The sequence below is a fragment of the Streptomyces sp. NPDC088116 genome, assembly GCF_044741745.1.
In the GTDB taxonomy this organism is placed as follows: domain Bacteria; phylum Actinomycetota; class Actinomycetes; order Streptomycetales; family Streptomycetaceae; genus Streptomyces.
The window spans coordinates 1,023,924-1,040,306 of sequence record NZ_JBIUTF010000003.1 but is presented as its reverse complement, the minus strand read 5'-3'; the positions used below and the strand labels follow the sequence as shown (position 1 = coordinate 1,040,306).

Sequence of the window (16,383 nt, the reverse complement as noted above, 5' to 3'; positions counted from 1 at the left end):
GGCGGCCTCCAGAACGCCGGTGGGTCCACAGCCACGCGCACGTCGCGTATTCGCGCACTTGTGTCACAGATCGTCGACAGCGCAACCGAACGGACGGGATCTCCTCTCTTGCAGAGCGCACCGACAGCCCCAGCCCGCACCCGCCGAGGAGACCATCCGCCATGCCCGAGACATCCACTTCCGCGATCCGGCGCCTTCGCGGCCGGGCCACGGGACTCGCCGTGGCCGGTACGGCACTCGTCCTCGCCGCCCCGATCCCGGCGACGGCCGCGGCCGGCCAGGCCCGTGCCGCCTCGGCCGACCCGGTCTCCGTCATGTCCTACACCACCAAGGAGCGCCAGGAAGCCCTCGCCTACTGGACTCCCGCCCGTATAAAGGCCGTCGGGAAGTCCGTGGACCTCGGTCCGACCGGACCGAAGGCCAAGCCGTGGAAGGGCACCGCGTTGAAGACCGTGGGGCGGCTCTTCTTCGTCAACGCGAACGGCGCCGACACCTGGTGCACGGCCACAGCCGTGAACAGCGCCAACCGCTCCACCGTGATGACCGCGGCACACTGCGTGCGCCGGGGCTCCTCCCCCGGGAACACCAACTTCTCGATGGTGTTCGTCCCCGGCCACAACAAGGGCAGTAAGCCGTACGGCGCGTTCGCGGTCCGCACCGCCGCGACCCCGCACAGCTGGGAGACGGAGTCCACCGACGATCTGTCCGCGCTGGTCGTCGACGCCGACGCGAGCGGACGCAAGCTCACCGACGTCGTGGGCGGCCAGGACATCGCGTTCAACCGTCCCGTCGGCGGCACCATCTCCTCCTTCGGCTACTCCGCCACCCGCCCGCAGCTCGGCGAGGAACTCCTCCACTGCGTCGGTACGGCGAAGAAGCAGAGCGGCCTGCAGGCCATCCCCTGCGACATGAGCGGCGGCTCCAGCGGCGGCCCGTGGCTGGCCGACTTCAACGCCACCACGGGCAAAGGCACCCTGGTCTCGGTCAACAGTTCGCTGGACTCCCTGACACCGACCGAGATGCAGGGAGAAGTGCTGGGAGCCACGGCCGAGCAGGTGTACGACCGGGCCCAACACGGCTGACGCAGGGACGCGGGTGCCGACTGGGTCCTGTCCGGTCGGCACTCCGCCCGGTGAGGCCGAGCAACAGGGCAACATGAACCCGCATCGAAGCGGCCCCCTTGAGGACCTCACGCACTGGCGCGTGCCACCGCCGGGCTCGTCCAGGCCATCCGGCGGAGTGAGGCGAAGGGGCATGTGACCTTCGACCGCGTCCATGCCGCAGCCGTGGTGGCGAAGCGAGCTCTGCAGCGGCTTCCGAGGCCGCTTCTCCGCCAAGTCCCGCTGCCGCGCCACATGCGACGGCACCGGGGCAGACCCGCCGTACGCCGTGAGCGCGTGCCCCAGGGGGTTGCTATCCGCCGGCGGTCTTCGGCTCGCTCATCCGGCGGGCGGCCTCGACGACTGCCGAGCGGTGCAGGGCCAGCCGCTGGGGCGACCAGGATTGGCTGACCTCCTCGGGGGCGGTGCCCTCCGCGGCCCAGAACCACGCCTGCGCAGCGGCGAGAACCATCGTCAGGAGATCGACGGGCTCCATCTCCTCGGCGACCTCGCCACGTCGCTGCGCGTCGGCCACTTCGGCGGTCTTACGTTGGAAGGCGTCCTGTTCGAGTCCGATGACGGAGGGGCGCTCCAGCAGTTTCCACAGGCGCAGGCGCATCAGGTCCGGCCGGGCGATGAGGTGGTCGAAGATCGCACCTGCGTATCCGGGCAGGTCATCGACGCCGAACGGCACCGACTCGGCGCCCGCCCTCAGTGCCCGTCGCAGGACCTCGTCGAACAGTTGCTCTTTGTTGCCGAAGTAGACGTAGATCAGCCGCTTGTTCGCCCCCGCGGCCTCCGCGATCCGGTCCACCCGGGCACCGGCGATGCCGTGGGCGGCGAATTCGGTGAAGGCGGCGTCGAGCAGCCGGGTCTTGGTGGCGCTGGAGTCCCGTGGCATGCCTGCCATCCTAACAAGTAACTATCTAGTTATTGACATGACCGAACCAGCAGACCTAAGGTATGTATCTATCCAGTTAGTTACGGACCAAGGAAACCCTGATGGAACACCTCGCACGGGGCAGCCACGGCCTGACAGTCGCAGCCCAGGGCCTCGGCCGCACGGGCATGAGCGCGTTCCACCGGGCCGCCGGCGTCGTCAACGGCGACCGCCACGCACCCGAGCCGATGGGGACGCTCAACGGCTGAGAGAGGGCGGACACGCCGTCCCGGGTGCGACCCGGCCGTGCCCTACGACCAACACTCGTCGCCGGGGCGCCGAACACGATCGACAAGTCAGCCGCACACATTGCGGCCCACCATTCTCACCAGTGCAGGAGACCCACCTCATGTCCGTACCTCAGACCTCTCACCCGTTCGGGGCAAGCACCACCGCCGCCGAGGTAATCGACGGTGTCGACCTGCACGGCCGCCGGGCCGTGGTGACCGGAGCCAGTTCCGGAATCGGCGTGGAGACGGCCCGAGCGCTCGCCTCGGCGGGCGCGGACGTCACCCTGGCCGTGCGGGACACCGACGCGGGGGCCCGCGTGGCGGCGCGCCTGAAGGCAGAACTGCCTTCCACATCAGGACAGTTGACAGTCGGGCAGCTCGACCTGGCCGACCGGTCGACGGTCGCGGCGTTCGTGACGGCCTGGCGCGGCCCGTTGGACATCCTGGTCAACAATGCCGGAGTGATGGCCCCGCCGGAACTCATCCGCACACCTGACGGCCGGGAGACGCAGTTCGCCGTCAACCACCTGGGCCATTTCGCCCTCACCGTCGGCCTCCACTCGGCACTCACAGCGGCGGAGGGCGCGCGGATCGTCTCGGTGAGTTCCATCGGCCACCTCTTCTCGCCGGTCGTCTTCGACGACCTGGACTACCGTTTCCGCCCCTACGACCCATGGACCTCCTACGGACAGTCGAAGAGCGCGAACATCCTGTTCGCCGTCGCTGCCGCCGAGCGATGGGCCGACGACGGCATCACGGCCAACGCTCTGATGCCGGGCAACGTCGGCGGGACGTCCCTGGCCCGGCACATGGACCCGCAGCAGGTGACCGACTTCCTCGCCTCGGGCGACATCGCGTTGCCACCGCAGAAGTCTGTGGCGCAGGGCGCCGCGACCTCGGTGCTGTTGGCCGCCTCGCCGACGGTGGAGGGCATCACGGGCCGCTATTTCGAGGACTGTGCGCAGTCCGAGCCCGTCGCCGAACGAGCCGGTGCCGTCACCGGCGTCGCGCCGTACGCGCTGGACCGGGACAACGCGGCCCGGCTGTGGGCCCTGTCCGAGACTCTCGTCCGATAGCGATCGAGGGATCGGGGTGCCTCCCGGGCCTCCGGGGGCCGTTCATGTTCGTGTACGGCTCATGCTCTCCGCCGGCCTCCCTTGCGGGATCGGGGCCGGCAGGGAGCAGCTGGGCGCTGTCATGGACGGGGGTGGCCGTCATGGTGCGTGGTCGCGCCCGTCCTGTGGGGCGAAGGCTTCCAGGGCGTCTGTGTCGGTGGCGCGAGCGTGCAGGAAGTAGTCGGCCCACTCGGTGATTTCGGGGTACGACGAATTCCGGCTGACCCGGGCCACGGCGGCCTCGATGTCGAAGTTCGTGGTTCGCAGTTCGACACCCGGACCCACGATCGCCCAGTGCGCTCCGGTTCTCCCGTAAGGCATCCCGACACTCCCGGGGTTGATCACCAGTCGGCCGTGCGCGAGACGGACGAACGGCATGTGGGTGTGGCCACAGACCACGGTACGGATGTCGGTGGCGAGTCCGCCGAAGACTTCCTTCCAGCGGTCGAGTCGGGAGTCGACCAGGACGACCTCCGCGTCGTCACGGGGGGTGGCATGGCAGAACAGCACGTTCCCCAGGCCACGCACGGGCAGCGAGAGCGATCGTGGCAACGAGCCGAGAAGGTCGAGATGGTCCTCGCTGAGCTGCTCGGCCGCCCAGGGTGCGATCGGGTCGGGGATCGTGTCGCGTTGCCCACGGCGGTATTCGACGAGTTCCCGGTCAGCGTTGCCACTGATCCAGAGGGCACGGTCGCCGAGACCGGTCAACAGGTCGAGAACCTCGGTCGGTTGCGGGCCGGCGGTGATGTCGCCGGTGAGTACGATGCGATCGGCGGTGGCGACGTCCGGTTCGGAGAGTACGGCCTCCAAGGCCGGCAGGACTGCGTGGATGTCCGACAGAACGGCTACGCGGTTCAGCATGGTTCCCACGGTAGGTCTTGGCGCAGGGTGCTTCCGCGGTGTGCGGGAGTCCTGGGCACGAGGGCTGTCGCTACTCGGTGCGGCGCCTCAGCTCGGGGAGGGCCTCCTCGACGAGCGCCCGTGCCTCGGTCACCGTTGCGGCCGGCGACTTCGTACTCTCGCCGGGCGCCCCCAGCAAGCCGCGGACTCGCGGGCCGAAACCGGTCGGCGCCCCGGCATCGTCTCGGCGACAGCGAGCGCGCCCTTCTCGTTGAGGCACCAACGCCGGTCCTCGGCGAACATCGCCTGCACCAGAACGCCCACGGCCCGGGACAGGCAGAGCGATACGTAGAGCGTGTCCGCCCGGTCCGCGCCCTTCGCCGCGGCGTCGACGAGGAACTCCGCCTCCCAGGCCCCCGCCGTCAACGCCTCGCGCAGCGGCTCGGGGTAGGTCGTGGTCCGGCGCCGAAGGTCCGTCAGTTCGCCGCTCGGGTCGGTCAGCACCTGGCCGAGCGCCACCTCGCCCGCGTAGCACGGCGACCAGAACCCGAGCGGATGCCCCGCTTGCACGCCCACCTCGTACCGGCCCGCGCGGCAGTCCGCCCACACCCGCTCGACCCGGTCCAGGTCCCGCAGGATCCAGTCCACCGGCGCGCCGTCGGCCCGTAGCCACGCACCACCGTTCACCCAGGGCCCCCAGTCACCCGGGCCGGCCACCTCCACCTCGTCTCCGGCCAACGCGCGCAACGCGGCGAGATCGAGCCCGCCACGGTGGTAGACGCCCAGATCCCAGTCCGATTCCGGCCGGTGCTCTCCGCGTGCCCGGCTGCCGCCGAGCATCACTCCGACCACGCCGGGCACCTCGGCCAGGCTGTCGGCCATGTTCTCGATGATCATCCGCACGGGGCGAGTCTGGCAGTCGCCGACGCGTCGGGCCGGCCGCGTGTCAGCCACAGGCGGTGTGACCGAGCGCCCCAACCGGCCACTGGGCAGTCGAGTTGGCCGCGTCGCCCGGTAGCCCACGGGCACCGTCGCGTGCGTGGCCGTCGCCAGGAAGGGGTGCGCTCCGACGGTCGGTCATTTCCGTTCTGTCGTGTTCGGGCGACCGCTCAGCCCTGACGTGGAGGTTTCCGGCCGGCCGCGGCCAGTTCTCTCCTCACCCGGGCTCGGTCGAGGCACCACGCGCCCAGAGCCACCAGTACGGCCGCCCCGACCGCGTACGCCGGCAGCCACAGGGGCGTCGTCGACAGGCAGTCGGCCACCGCATCCGGGCGCAACGCGCCTCGACTTGGCGCCATGCCGGAACCGCCCGGGATCCCCGACCGGTTGGCGGGGATCCCCGACCACCACGACGATCGGGTCCCTCACCGCTGTTCGGTGACCTACAGGTCGAAGTCGAGGTGCTGTAGGTCGGTGAAGCGGACCTCCTCCAGGCTCCCGGCCCGGCGGCCGTCGTCCTGGAAGTAGACCTCCTTGAGGGCTTCGGCGGCGATCTTCCGGAGGTCCTCGTCGCCCACGCCCCGGGCCTGGGCGTCGAAGAGGCGGGCGGCGTGGTGCGGGGGCAGGGCGACGGTGAGGTGGCGGATCCGGTCCTGGTCGGTGGTGCCGATGGGGGCGGTGTAGCCGAGCCGGGCGCGGGTGTCGATGACGATGCCCCCGGTGGCCGCCGCGTTCTGCTTGGCCTTCTCCCTGATCCGTGGCTGCCACCGGGCCTTCACCTCGCGCTCCAGGCGCGCGGCGAGGTCCGGGCGAGGCTTCCTGATCTGGTCCTTCACGTACCGCTCCACGGTGCGCTGGGACACCCGCAGAAGCTGAGCGACGGCCTTCGTGCCCTTGAACTGCCTGACCAGGTACCGCATCTGCGCGCCGGCCGACTTCGGGATCGGGCGGGTGAACGCCTTCTGCACCGCCTTGTCCAGGCTGTCCCCGAACATGCTCATCGCGCGCTACTCTCCGTCGTCCTTGTTGGTGACCTGCCCGTCCCTGATGTAGCGGGCGAGGTTGAGCTCCGGAGCCTCGAACTGCTCGCGCACGCCCTCGCCCCACAGGGTGGTCTGGGTGCCCTCGTGCTTGACCATCCCGGGGCTGACGCCGATCCGCCAGCCGCCCGGAAGCGGCTTGCCCTCCCGGTAGGGCAGGAAGTCGAGCGGCGAGGGGCCGCCGGCCGCGTACACGGCGCAGTCCGAGAGGATCGCGACCGGGTACTGCCCGGTGAACGCCGCGTGCTTGACCAGCTTGCGGTGCATGTTGATCCGCGTGCGGGCGATGACGGCGAAGCGGATGTCCGGGCGCCAGGTGGGCCGGGACAGGGCCCGCCACGGCTCGCCGGGGCGCCAGCCCTCGCCCCGGGGCCGTTCGCGCAACTTGCCGATGCCGTGCTTCATCGTCGCCTTGATCGCGTCCACGACGATCGCCAGTTCCGGGTCGCGCTCGCGGTAGCCGGCCCGCGCCGCGAGGAACTCCCGCGGCGCCAGGTCCGCGCCCACGCCCAGATCGGCCATCGTGTCGATGTAGGCATCGCGCAGCCGGTTGTACCAGCCGTCCAGGTAGCGGCCGTTGTCGTAGCGGACATACGCCTCGCTCGGCGTGACGTCGTAGCCGAGCTCCACCGCGTAGGCGACGGTCGGCGTCGCGTACCAGGCCGGACCCTCGGGCCGCTCGCCCTTCGGCGTGAACGGGCTGGGCAGAAGCGATCCGTCCAGCTCCACCCATTCCTTGCCCTGCTTCACCCGGGACAGGTCGACGTGACTCAGGTCGACCAGCCAGGAGCCGGGCAGCTTCGGATCGAACACCGGTTCCTTGACGTGCGTTGGCGCGCCGAGGCCGACGATCAGTCCGTTCGCCCCGGCGGCGAACGCCATGTTCACGTCGATGCCCACCAGGTGCGGGCGCAGACATTCCTCGTCGGTGAGGGGACGCGCCCAGTCGTACGCCTCCTCCGCCAGGACCTCCGCCGGGGTACGGCGGTGGAAGCGCGGCAGGTCCTTGAGGAGCGGGTGTCCGTCGGGGGCCTCGCACGGCGCGCAGTCCACGGGGTCCTTGCCCAGAGAGCCCGGGTTGTGCTCGGAGTGCCGCCTGCCCGTACCGTCCGGCTCGCTCGCCCTGGTCGGCGGGTGCAGCGCGGTCATCAGTTCCAGGCCGGTCACTGCGGTGGATCCGCGCGGTGTCATCACCCGGGTCGCGTACACCCCCAGGAGCCGGGCCAGTTCTGCCGGCGGCAGCCGCCCCGCGTCGCCCCAGTCGCGGCTGGCGAGCGCCTGCCACGACGGGATGCACAGTTGTACGCAGGAGCGCTCCGCTCCCTGCGCCGGGCGGTAGATCCGGGCCCACGGCCCGAACCCGCGCTTGGTCAGTTTCCAGTCCGCGCGCACCAGTTGTGCGATGACCTTGTGGTCCGCAGGGAGCCGCCCGGCGAGTTGCTCGTCCGCGGTGAGGTGGAGCGGCAGCCCGTAACGGTCGCACGCTGCCTCGGTGAATACGAGCAGCGGGTCCGCGTCCTTCCCCGGCCCGCTCAGCTTGGGCGCGCCCAGCTTCGCCTCGGACAGGGTCCAGTCGACCAGAGCGGGAATCGACTTGGCGGGCACGTCCAGGACCAGACCGCCGACGCAGTACGCGGAGACCTTCCCGTCGGCGACGTCGACGACCGCGAGCGGGCCGTTCTCGAAGCGCGGGTCGACGGCGGCCGGGGCCGCGGGCCTCGTCGCGGCCTTCTTGGCACCGGGACGCCGCGACGTCCACGACGGCCTGGCCGGGGCCGCCGGACGGGACGCGGTGGAGCGTACAGAGCGCTGCGGGGTGTTCTGTCCAGCGGCCGTGGTCGCATCGCCCGGCGCCGGACCTGTGGGCGGTGTTCGCGCGTCGGCGGGCTCGGTCTCGCGCGGCGCGGGCGCGGCGGGCGCCTCGGGCGCCGCCGTGTCCTCGCCGGGTGCCGCAGCGTGAGGCGGGGGACCTGCCGGAGCCTGCGGCGGCTGGGGAGCGACGGCGATCTTCGCAGCCGTGGTGACGTTTTCGACGTCCTCCCCCCTCCGGGCCTGGGAGGCGGGGTAAAGCTCGGCGAGTTGCCTGAGCAGACGTGCGTACGCCTCGCGCTCCGGGGGCCTCGGTTCCGTCTTGCCACTCTCCCAGCCGCTGACGGTCGCGCGCCGCACCTTCAGTGCACCGGCCACCTGTTCCAGCGTCAGTCCGTGCGCGGCACGCAGCCGCTTGCGCTCCGCGGGCGGCGGCAGCGGGGACGCGGACGCGATCAACGCGTCGACCGCGTCGAACAGTTCCGACATGGAACACCTCCTCCCCTCACCGTACCGTGAAACAGGCATCTCACGTATGAATCACGCACATTGTGCGTACCCATTGCGTACGTTCGAATCTCGACGCGTGACCGGACGGTCGACTCGTACTGCGGCAGGAGTGCATACGCGCCCGTCCAGGGGAGCCGCCTGCCGCAAGAAAGAGGCGGTACGGGCCATGAGGCCGCTGTCGGCGACGCCGCACTCGAAGTTGGCGGAGGATTCGGCCACGAGCGGTGCGGCCGCGTTGTTGCTGGGTGCGGGCCGGACCAGCCCCCGCCCCGGTCTCACCAGGCCACGTTCGCCGCTACCGCTCCCTGACGGTGAAGTCGGCCACGGACACAGCCGCCTCGGCCTGCCTGGGCACAGCGGCGGCCGCCCTCAGCGTCTCGAAGGCGGCCGCCGTCGGGCTGGCCGGTTCGGCCTGGTAGACCACCAGTTGCTGATGCGACGCCCCGTTGACCGTGAAAGCCGCGAACTTGATGTGCAGGTCTCCGACCAGGGGGTGCTTGAGATGCTTGCCTTCCTGGGACTTGCTCTTGACTTCGTGCATGCGCCAGATCTCGGCGAACTCCTCGCTCTGGGCGGACAGTTCCGCCACGACCTCGGCGATGCGGGCCGACTCGGGATCATGGCCGTAGGCTGCCCTGATCTCGGCGACACAGGAGTGCGCGGCCCGCTCCCATTCCTGGTAGAAGTCGCGCCCCGCCGGGTCGACGAACACCATGCGGGCGAGGTTGTCGAACTGGTCGAACCCGCTGTGCAGAGCCGTGGCAAGGGAGTTGCCCGCCATGATGTCGAGGGCCGGGCCGACCACGAAGGCCGGCGTGTGCTCCCATCCGTCCATCAGCTGCAACAACTGTTGCCCGACGTCCGTGCCACCCCAGTCGCGTGGGCGCTGGGAGGCGGTGAGGCAGAGGCGGTTGAGATGGTCGGTGGCCTGTGCGTCCAGTTTCAGCGCTTGCGCCACGGCGTCGAGCACCTGCGGGGACGGACTGTTCTCGCGCCCCTGTTCCAGCCTGATGTAGTAGTCGGAACTGACCCCGGCGAGCAGCGCGACTTCCTCTCTGCGCAGTCCCGGCACCCGGCGTCGCCCGTGTTCGGGGAGACCGACGTCGTACGGCTTCAAGGCTTCTCGGCGGGCTCTGAGGAAATCACCCAAAGGCGTCCCTTTACTCATAGTGCAATACTAGAGGGTTCTCGGTCGATGAGAAGTGGTGGTCGAGTGGCATGGCTCCACGTCGCACGCCTTTCACACAGAGTAGTTCGCGGGGCTTGAGCAGTGGGATTTTCCGGGCCGTGTGACTCCCTCCTCCTTCGTTTCCCGCACATCCGAGGTGCGGCATTCCTGGGTGCAATGCACCCACCGTCGTCAGAACTCTTCCAGGCGTTGTCCGCCTAACCTCGGCAGTATGTGCAGCGATACGCGCCCTGACCCGGCAGAAGGGCTGGGTCGGTTCCTCCGCTTCCACAGGGACCGCCTCAGCCCCGCGGGCGCGGGACTGCCCAGTGCCGGACGGCGACGAGTGCCCGGCTTGCGACGCGACGAGGTCGCGGCGCTCGCGGGTGTCAGCCCGAGCTACTACAGCCGACTCGAGCAGGGCCGGGAAATCAGCCCCTCGCTCCGGGTACTGGAGGCCTTGGCCCGTGTGCTGCGGCTCGGGGAAGCGGACAAGCGGGAACTCTTCCGGCTGGCCCGGCCGGCGACCCGCCGTACGAAGTCCCCCTTCCGGGTCGAGCGTGTCCGCCCGCACCTGCGGCAACTGATCGAAAGCTGGACCGGGACGCCGGCCTTCGTCCTCGGGCACGCGCAGGATCTGCTGGTCGCCAACGCCTTGGCCAATGCTCTCTACCGTGATTTCGCGCAACGCGACAACGTACTGCGCATGCTCTTCCTGGACCCCGCGGCGAAGGCCTTCTACAGAAACGCGGAGCGGGCCAGGCTTCGCGCGGTCGCCGGCCTTCAGCAAACTGCCGCGAGCGCCCCCGAGGATCCCCGCGTGCTGGAGCTGGTCGGCGAACTGTCGGTGCGCAGCCGCGAGTTCCGTTCCCTGTGGGCACGCGAGTACGCCCGGGTCCCGGCCTACGACGTCAAGCAGGTGCACCACTCCGGCGTGGGAGAGCTGGAGTTACGGCATGAGGTCCTCGACATCCGCAGTGCTCCGGGACAGCAACTCGTGGTCCTGCACGCCGAGCCCGGCTCCCCCTCCGCCGACGGCCTGGCCCTGCTGGGCTCCATCGGCGCGCCCGAAGTGCCTCACCAGCAGGATCCCGCACACGACGCCTGAGCCGGAGGGCCGCAGGAAGACCGTCTTCGCCGGGACACGCCCGCGCCCCGGCAGGACGCGCGGGCGGGAAGAACCGAGCCGTTACCGCGCATTCCTTTCGACGGCGCCCAGAATTCGGTCCATAAGGTCAATGAAAAGGCGCACCTCGCCGAGGAGCGTCGGAGTTCACGGCTCGGTGCCCGGCACTTCGCCCGGACACAGGCATGACAGGGAGCGACCCGTCGCGGTTCGGGCATGCCTTCGCCGTACGAGGTTGTCGCCATGACGAGGTCATTGACATGCGGGTTTTCCGGGCCCGCCTCGTTTCCTGGGTGTGGGACTCCCAGGAAAAGCGCGGCCTTCATAGCGCCGAAGCCGACAGGCACACTCACATACGGCAACAGGAAATCCCCGAAAAGGGGAAGCAACGAAAGAGGTTTTCCCCATGGCTACGTGGTTTGTCACCGGTGCCTCCCGCGGAATCGGTGCCGAAATCGCCCGCGCCACTCTGGCCGGCGGTCACAACGTCGTCGTCGCCGTCCGAAACCCGGAACGCGTGCCGGCCGATCTGAAGAACTCCGACCGGGTCTTCGCTGTCGCCCTGGACGTCACGGACAACGACAGCATCCCGCAGGCGGTCGAGGCCGCCGTGGACCGGTTCGGTGGCATCGACGTCCTGGTCAACAACGCCGGCCGCGGCTTGCTCGGCGCGTTGGAGGAGATCACCGACGCGGAGGCCCGGTCGCTGTTCGACCTCAATGTCTTCGGCCTGATCAACGTCACCCGCGCCGTACTGCCCGTCATGCGCGAGCAGGGATCGGGCCGGCTGGTGCACATCGGCTCCCGGTCGGGATTCGAGGGGGAGCCCGGTGTCAGCCTGTACTGCGCGTCGAAGTTCGCCGTCGCCGGCATCAGCGAGGCGCTCTCCGCCGAGATGGCCCCGTTCGGGATCCAGTCGATGGTGGTCGAGCCGGGAGTCTTCCGCACCGACTTCCTCGACGCCAGCTCCCTGTCGGTCGCCGCGAACCGTATCGCCGACTATGACGACACTCCCGCGCACGTGACGCTGGACTGGATCGACCGGGCCAACCACGCGCAGCTCGGCGACCCGGTCAAGGGCGCCGCCCTCATCGTCGAGGTCGCTTCCACCGAGAAGCTGCCCACGCACCTCTACCTCGGGCGCGACACCATCGAGCGGCTCGAGGTCAAGCACCAGCAGACGCAGGACGATCTCGCTCCGTGGCGCGAGAAGTCCGCCGCCACCGCACACGGCGACGCCGCCTGACGCAACCGCCGGGCGCCATCGTGTTCGGCGCCCGCGGCCTTCTCGGGGCGATGCCCGGCCGGGCGGGAGGACCTGGCCCGTCCGGGCATCGCCCCGATCCCCCTCTCCCCGCCTCCCGTTCAAAGAGCTCTCCCCCACCTTCCGATCGAAGAGATTGAGGTTTCGTGATGTCTGCTGTTCTGCTCACCGGCACTCCCCTCGCCGGCCGTGTCGCTGTCGTCTCCGGCGCCTCCAGCGGCATGGGTGCCGTCACCGCCGAACGCCTCGCCGGGCTCGGCGCCACGGTGGTCGTGCTGGCCCGGCGCAAGGAGCGCCTCGACAGCCTGGTCGAGAACATCGAGGCCGCCGGTGGCACCGCGCTCGCCCTGGCCGTCGATGTCACCGACCGCGACGCCGTCCAAGCCGCCGCCCAGCAGGTCGCCGAACGCTTCGGCAAGGCCGACCTCGTGTTCAACAACGCCGGCGTCCAGCTCATCTCCGGTATCGAGGAGCTGAAGGTCGACGAATGGCAGCGCCAGATCGACCTCAACATCACCGGCCTGATGAACGTCATCTCCGCGTTCCTCCCCCACCTGACGGACTCCGCCGCCCAGGGCAGGCCCGCCGACCTGATCAACACCTCGTCCATCGCGGCCACCCGCATCCTTGCGAAGTTCTCCGTCTACTCCGGCACCAAGGCCTACATCAGCCACCTCACCCGGCTGCTCCGCGTCGAACTCGGTCCCAAGATGGTCCGCGTCGCCACCATCGAACCCGGCATGGTCGACACCGAACTCCCCGACCACGTCACCGACCCGGACGCCTCCAAGCTGATGGCCGACCTCATCCACGACATCGATGTCCTCCAGAGCGCCGACATCGCCGAGACCGTCGCCTTCATGGCCGCCGTGCCGCGCCACGTCAACCTCACCGAGATCACCATCCTGCCCACCGCCCAGGCCATCTGAAGTCCGTCCCGTCATGGCGGGGGAGAACAGCGCTCGGCTGTTCCTCCCCCGCCATGACGCGTCGGCGCGGAGACGGACCTCCCTCACCGACCGTGCCAGGATCACCGGCAGTGCGCCCGAGGCCGTATCGCGGACTTCACCGCGGGCGGCCTGCGTGTGTGTCGAGCACATGGGTGCGCGAGGCGTTGACCTCGCCGCGCAGTGCGGGGAGGTTCACGTCGAGGACCTGGCCGTTCCACTTGCGGGGCCGGCCGTTGACGAGGACGGCGGTGATGTTGCGTGCGTCGGAGCCCAGCACGAGGGTGCCGACGGGGTCGTTGAGGGGCATGTTGTTGAGGTCCTCGGCCTGGACGACCAGCAGGTCGGCCTTCTTGCCCGGGGTGAGGGAGCCGGTGACGTCGCCGAGGCCGTTGGTGCGCGCGCCCTGGAGTGTGGCGAAGTCCAGGACGTCGTGCGTGGTGATACGGGAGAGAGCACCGCCGGTTGCGTAGGCGGCGTTGACCGCACGCATCCGCTGGATCGCGAGCAGGGCGCGCATCTGCGTGAACATGTCGCTGGCGAGGGCGACTTCGACGTCGATGCTCAGGCCGGGGCGAATACCGGCGGCGAGCGCCTCGTCCACCGCGGGGATCGCTGTTTCCAGACCGATCTGCGCGTCCGAGGTGGGCGCCAGGGCGACCGTCGTGCCGGACTCCCCCATCGCCTTCCATGCCTCGGCGGTCAGGCCGGTGGCGTGGATCAGGGTGACATCGGGGCCGAGGATGCCGTTCCTCTCCCAGGACAACACGGCCTCCGACGAAGTTGCGCCGAAGACCGCGTCGACGCTGACACCGATCCCCAGGTCGGCCGCGGTGCGGGCGAGTTCAGGGCCGTAGGCGAGGGCGGGGCCGGCGATCTCGTCGGTGGCCAGTGCCGCCAGGCGGAGGGTGAGCAGTTGGTCGTCACCGCTGAAGTACTCGTCCTTGAGGCGGGTAAGATCGGCGGGCCACTGACGGTCCCACTCCCCGAAGTGCGGTCCCATCGAGGCGTGCACCCCGCGGATACCGGTGTCCCGCAGGGCCTCGATCGCCGCGTCGGAGTGCTCGCGGGTACGGGAGTTGTGCGAGAAGTCGAGCATGGTGGTGATGCCGCTGTCGATCGCGGTCAGCGCCGCCAGTCTGGTACCGATGTACATGTCCTCGGGCCGGTAGACGGTGGCGTAGCCGGCCAGGGTCGCCATCACGTAGCCGCCGAGGTCGTCGACATCGGGCATGATCCGGCGCAGCTGGGCCTCCCAGGCGTGCCGGTGGGTGTCGACGAGGCCGGGGGCCAGGATCGTTCCGGAGGCGTCGATGGTCACCGCTCCGTCCGCGGTCAGGTTCGGGCCGATCGCGGCGATGGCCTCGCCCTCGACGAGCAGGTCGCTGTTGCGCAGGATGCCCACGGCCGGGTCCATCGTGACGATGGTGGCGCCGGTGAACAGGATGCGTCGACGTGGGTCGGTGGACTGGCGTCGCAGTAGCTCCAGAAGTCCGGCGCCGGTGGTGTCGTCGGTGTTCATGGCGGGCCTTTCGGGTGGAGTCGAGACCGGGCCGAACTGCTTTCGGCGGCCAAGGCGGTTCTGGTCCAAGACTCGATCCGTGCCCGCGCGGGAACCAGGCCGCGGTTTCCCTAGGTGCGGCGCACCCATGGCCCGCCCGCGGTTCGTCTTCGCTCCGACTGGCCGACGCCCGGTCTCGGACGGGCCGTTCGTCACGGTCTTCTTAGACGGACCTCCTGCGCATCGAGCACTTCCTGAACGGTGCGCAGGACGATGTCGTCGATACGGTCGGCGTCACGCAGGTCCGTGAGTGTGTCCCGCTTGATCCGAAGCAGGGCGAGTTCGAGGCGCCGCACGCTCTCGCGGCGCCGTGCGGAGCCGGGAGCGGGGACCGTACGCTCCTCGATGTCCTGAACCATGCGGAGGGTGTCCGCCTCGGGGACCCCGAACCGCCGCGCCAACCCCGGCAGCGCGGCCAAGGCGGCACTGCTCATGTGGCGCCGGGCGAGGCCGACTTCCGCGGCCTCGCCGTCGTCCTCGGGGAAGCCGGCCCGGCGGACCACTGTCGGCAGCGTGGGACCGAGGAACGCGAGGGTGACGACGATGACGACGGTCGTGATGAACACGACGGCGTCGCGTTGTCCGACGGCATGCCCCTCGGCGCTCACGGCGGGCACGGTCAGCGCCGCGGCGAGTGAGATGGCTCCGCGCATCCCCGCCCACGCCAGTGGCAGTCGCTGAGGGGCGGTGATGCGCCGCTCACGCTGCTGGGAGCGCCGGTCCAGCAACCTGACCAGGTAGGGAACCGAGTAGAACCACAGCAGCCGTGTCCCGATCACGGCGACGCATACCGCGACCGCGGCGACCGTCGCCCGCACCAGGGAGACCGAGGTCAACGCCCCGACCGCGCCGGGCAGTTGCATACCGACGAGGATGAACAGAGCGCTGTTGAGCAGGTGGCTGGCCACTTCCCAGAAGGCGACGGCCTGGATGCGGGCGTCGGAACCGATGACGCGAGGGCCGAACCGGGTGGTCACGAGGCCGCAGGTGACGACGGCGAGGACGCCGGACACGTGCAGGAGTTCGGCGGGCAGGTAGGCGAGGAAGGGGGTGGCGACGCTCAGCACACTGTGGAGCAGCGGCTCGGGCAGCCGGCGCCTGACCGGGATCAGGAGCAGGGCGACCGCGGCACCGATCAGGATTCCGCCGGCGTAGGACTCGACGAGGGCGAGGGCCGTACCGGACCAGGAGAAGGGTTGCTCGTCGGTGACGACCTCGATGGTCACGGCGAGCAGCACCAGAGCGGTCCCGTCGTTCAGCAGGCTCTCGGTGCGCAGCACCGTCAGGATGCGGCGTGGCATGGCCTTGGCCACGGCCGCGACGGCCGCGGCGTCGGTGGGAGCCAGGACCGCGCCGAGTACGAAGGCGATGGGCCAGCCGTAGCCCCACGCGTGGGCCACGGCGGCGACGGCGACGGCCGTGGCCAGGACCAGCCCGGTGGACTGCAGGGCGATGCTGCGGAAGTTGGAGCGGATCTCGCGCACCGAGGAGGTCAGTGCCTCCCAGTACAGCAGGGCCGGCAGAAAGAGGAACAGTACGACCTCGGGGGACAGCGTGAACGAGGCGAAGGACGGGGTCAGCCCCACGAGGCAGCCCGCGCCGAGCAGCAGCAGGGGTTCACTCAGGCCGGTACGGCGCGAGAGCCGGCCCGTCGCCAGGACACCGACGGCGACGACAACGATCAGTTCCAGGCTCTCCATGTCGGTTACCTCTGCTGTGCGTACGGCCGGACACTCGAGCGGCCTTCACGGTGACGTAGGCGATCGGATACGAGGAACCCGGGGCGGGCAGGGG

At 70.0% G+C, this 16,383-nt stretch carries 13 protein-coding genes and 1 pseudogene; 6 read left to right on the top strand and 8 right to left on the bottom strand.

Annotated elements, in window-relative coordinates:
* Positions 1 to 161: 161 nt before the first annotated feature.
* Complete coding sequence (locus ACIOJD_RS16805) at positions 162 to 1,082, top strand: trypsin-like serine peptidase (protein WP_401913743.1); 921 nt, start codon at positions 162 to 164, stop codon at positions 1,080 to 1,082.
* Positions 1,083 to 1,413: 331 nt separating this feature from the next.
* On the opposite strand, the gene ACIOJD_RS16800 is transcribed toward ACIOJD_RS16805, so the two are convergent.
* Positions 1,414 to 2,001 carry a TetR family transcriptional regulator gene (locus ACIOJD_RS16800; protein ID WP_401913741.1) on the bottom strand — a complete coding sequence of 196 codons (588 nt, stop codon included), beginning with the start codon at positions 1,999 to 2,001 and terminating at the stop codon, positions 1,414 to 1,416.
* A gap of 101 nt (positions 2,002 to 2,102) precedes the next feature.
* Between ACIOJD_RS16800 and ACIOJD_RS16795 the strand changes: the two genes are divergently transcribed.
* A complete protein-coding gene (locus ACIOJD_RS16795) occupies positions 2,103 to 2,249 on the top strand; it encodes a hypothetical protein (RefSeq protein ID WP_401913738.1) in 147 nt (48 codons plus the stop codon).
* Positions 2,250 to 2,389: 140 nt separating this feature from the next.
* Positions 2,390 to 3,346: an SDR family NAD(P)-dependent oxidoreductase gene (locus tag ACIOJD_RS16790; protein WP_401913735.1), complete on the top strand. Its 957-nt coding sequence runs from the start codon at positions 2,390 to 2,392 to the stop codon at positions 3,344 to 3,346.
* Positions 3,347 to 3,484: 138 nt separating this feature from the next.
* Here ACIOJD_RS16790 and ACIOJD_RS16785 read toward each other — a convergent pair whose 3' ends face one another.
* The 5 genes and pseudogenes from ACIOJD_RS16785 to ACIOJD_RS16765 all read right to left on the bottom strand — a co-directional run bounded on the left by ACIOJD_RS16785 (position 3,485) and on the right by ACIOJD_RS16765 (position 9,691).
* Positions 3,485 to 4,246, bottom strand: coding sequence for a metallophosphoesterase family protein (locus ACIOJD_RS16785; protein WP_401913732.1), 762 nt, complete (start codon positions 4,244 to 4,246; stop codon positions 3,485 to 3,487).
* A gap of 70 nt (positions 4,247 to 4,316) precedes the next feature.
* Positions 4,317 to 5,122 (bottom strand): annotated as a pseudogene (locus ACIOJD_RS16780) (nucleotidyltransferase domain-containing protein).
* 485 nt (positions 5,123 to 5,607) lie between these two features.
* Positions 5,608 to 6,165, bottom strand: a complete 558-nt coding sequence (tpg, locus tag ACIOJD_RS16775) for a telomere-protecting terminal protein Tpg (protein WP_401913729.1) — start codon at positions 6,163 to 6,165, stop codon at positions 5,608 to 5,610.
* Positions 6,166 to 6,171: 6 nt separating this feature from the next.
* The gene (tap, locus tag ACIOJD_RS16770) at positions 6,172 to 8,502 is read right to left on the bottom strand and encodes a telomere-associated protein Tap (RefSeq protein ID WP_401913726.1); all 2,331 of its coding nucleotides are present in this window, start codon (positions 8,500 to 8,502) and stop codon (positions 6,172 to 6,174) included.
* Positions 8,503 to 8,818: 316 nt separating this feature from the next.
* The gene (locus tag ACIOJD_RS16765) at positions 8,819 to 9,691 is read right to left on the bottom strand and encodes a helix-turn-helix transcriptional regulator (RefSeq protein WP_401913722.1); all 873 of its coding nucleotides are present in this window, start codon (positions 9,689 to 9,691) and stop codon (positions 8,819 to 8,821) included.
* 232 nt (positions 9,692 to 9,923) lie between these two features.
* Between ACIOJD_RS16765 and ACIOJD_RS16760 the strand changes: the two genes are divergently transcribed.
* From ACIOJD_RS16760 to ACIOJD_RS16750, 3 genes are all read left to right on the top strand, one after another.
* Complete coding sequence (locus ACIOJD_RS16760; protein WP_401913719.1) at positions 9,924 to 10,799, top strand: helix-turn-helix domain-containing protein; 876 nt, start codon at positions 9,924 to 9,926, stop codon at positions 10,797 to 10,799.
* Between the two features lie 424 nt (positions 10,800 to 11,223).
* Complete coding sequence (locus tag ACIOJD_RS16755; RefSeq protein WP_401913716.1) at positions 11,224 to 12,063, top strand: SDR family NAD(P)-dependent oxidoreductase; 840 nt, start codon at positions 11,224 to 11,226, stop codon at positions 12,061 to 12,063.
* A gap of 167 nt (positions 12,064 to 12,230) precedes the next feature.
* Entirely contained in the window at positions 12,231 to 13,010 is a 780-nt protein-coding gene (locus tag ACIOJD_RS16750) for an SDR family oxidoreductase (RefSeq protein ID WP_401913713.1), read from the top strand.
* A gap of 136 nt (positions 13,011 to 13,146) precedes the next feature.
* Here the strand turns inward: ACIOJD_RS16750 and ACIOJD_RS16745 are convergent, their stop codons facing one another.
* On the bottom strand, positions 13,147 to 14,550 hold the full coding sequence (locus tag ACIOJD_RS16745) for an amidohydrolase family protein (protein WP_401913710.1): 1,404 nt from the start codon (positions 14,548 to 14,550) through the stop codon (positions 13,147 to 13,149).
* A gap of 191 nt (positions 14,551 to 14,741) precedes the next feature.
* Complete coding sequence (locus tag ACIOJD_RS16740) at positions 14,742 to 16,289, bottom strand: Na+/H+ antiporter (protein ID WP_401913708.1); 1,548 nt, start codon at positions 16,287 to 16,289, stop codon at positions 14,742 to 14,744.
* Positions 16,290 to 16,383 lie beyond the last annotated feature (94 nt).

Bases quoted from the DNA above. Each gene is read 5' to 3' on its own strand.
- ACIOJD_RS16805 (WP_401913743.1), top strand. From the start codon at position 162: ATGCCCGAGACATCCACTTCCGCGATCCGGCGCCTTCGCGGCCGGGCC.
- ACIOJD_RS16800 (WP_401913741.1), bottom strand. From the start codon at position 2,001: ATGCCACGGGACTCCAGCGCCACCAAGACCCGGCTGCTCGACGCCGCC.
- ACIOJD_RS16795 (WP_401913738.1), top strand. From the start codon at position 2,103: ATGGAACACCTCGCACGGGGCAGCCACGGCCTGACAGTCGCAGCCCAG.
- ACIOJD_RS16790 (WP_401913735.1), top strand. From the start codon at position 2,390: ATGTCCGTACCTCAGACCTCTCACCCGTTCGGGGCAAGCACCACCGCC.
- ACIOJD_RS16785 (WP_401913732.1), bottom strand. From the start codon at position 4,246: ATGCTGAACCGCGTAGCCGTTCTGTCGGACATCCACGCAGTCCTGCCG.
- tpg (WP_401913729.1), bottom strand. From the start codon at position 6,165: ATGAGCATGTTCGGGGACAGCCTGGACAAGGCGGTGCAGAAGGCGTTC.
- tap (WP_401913726.1), bottom strand. From the start codon at position 8,502: ATGTCGGAACTGTTCGACGCGGTCGACGCGTTGATCGCGTCCGCGTCC.
- ACIOJD_RS16765 (WP_401913722.1), bottom strand. From the start codon at position 9,691: ATGAGTAAAGGGACGCCTTTGGGTGATTTCCTCAGAGCCCGCCGAGAA.
- ACIOJD_RS16760 (WP_401913719.1), top strand. From the start codon at position 9,924: ATGTGCAGCGATACGCGCCCTGACCCGGCAGAAGGGCTGGGTCGGTTC.
- ACIOJD_RS16755 (WP_401913716.1), top strand. From the start codon at position 11,224: ATGGCTACGTGGTTTGTCACCGGTGCCTCCCGCGGAATCGGTGCCGAA.
- ACIOJD_RS16750 (WP_401913713.1), top strand. From the start codon at position 12,231: ATGTCTGCTGTTCTGCTCACCGGCACTCCCCTCGCCGGCCGTGTCGCT.
- ACIOJD_RS16745 (WP_401913710.1), bottom strand. From the start codon at position 14,550: ATGAACACCGACGACACCACCGGCGCCGGACTTCTGGAGCTACTGCGA.
- ACIOJD_RS16740 (WP_401913708.1), bottom strand. From the start codon at position 16,289: ATGGAGAGCCTGGAACTGATCGTTGTCGTCGCCGTCGGTGTCCTGGCG.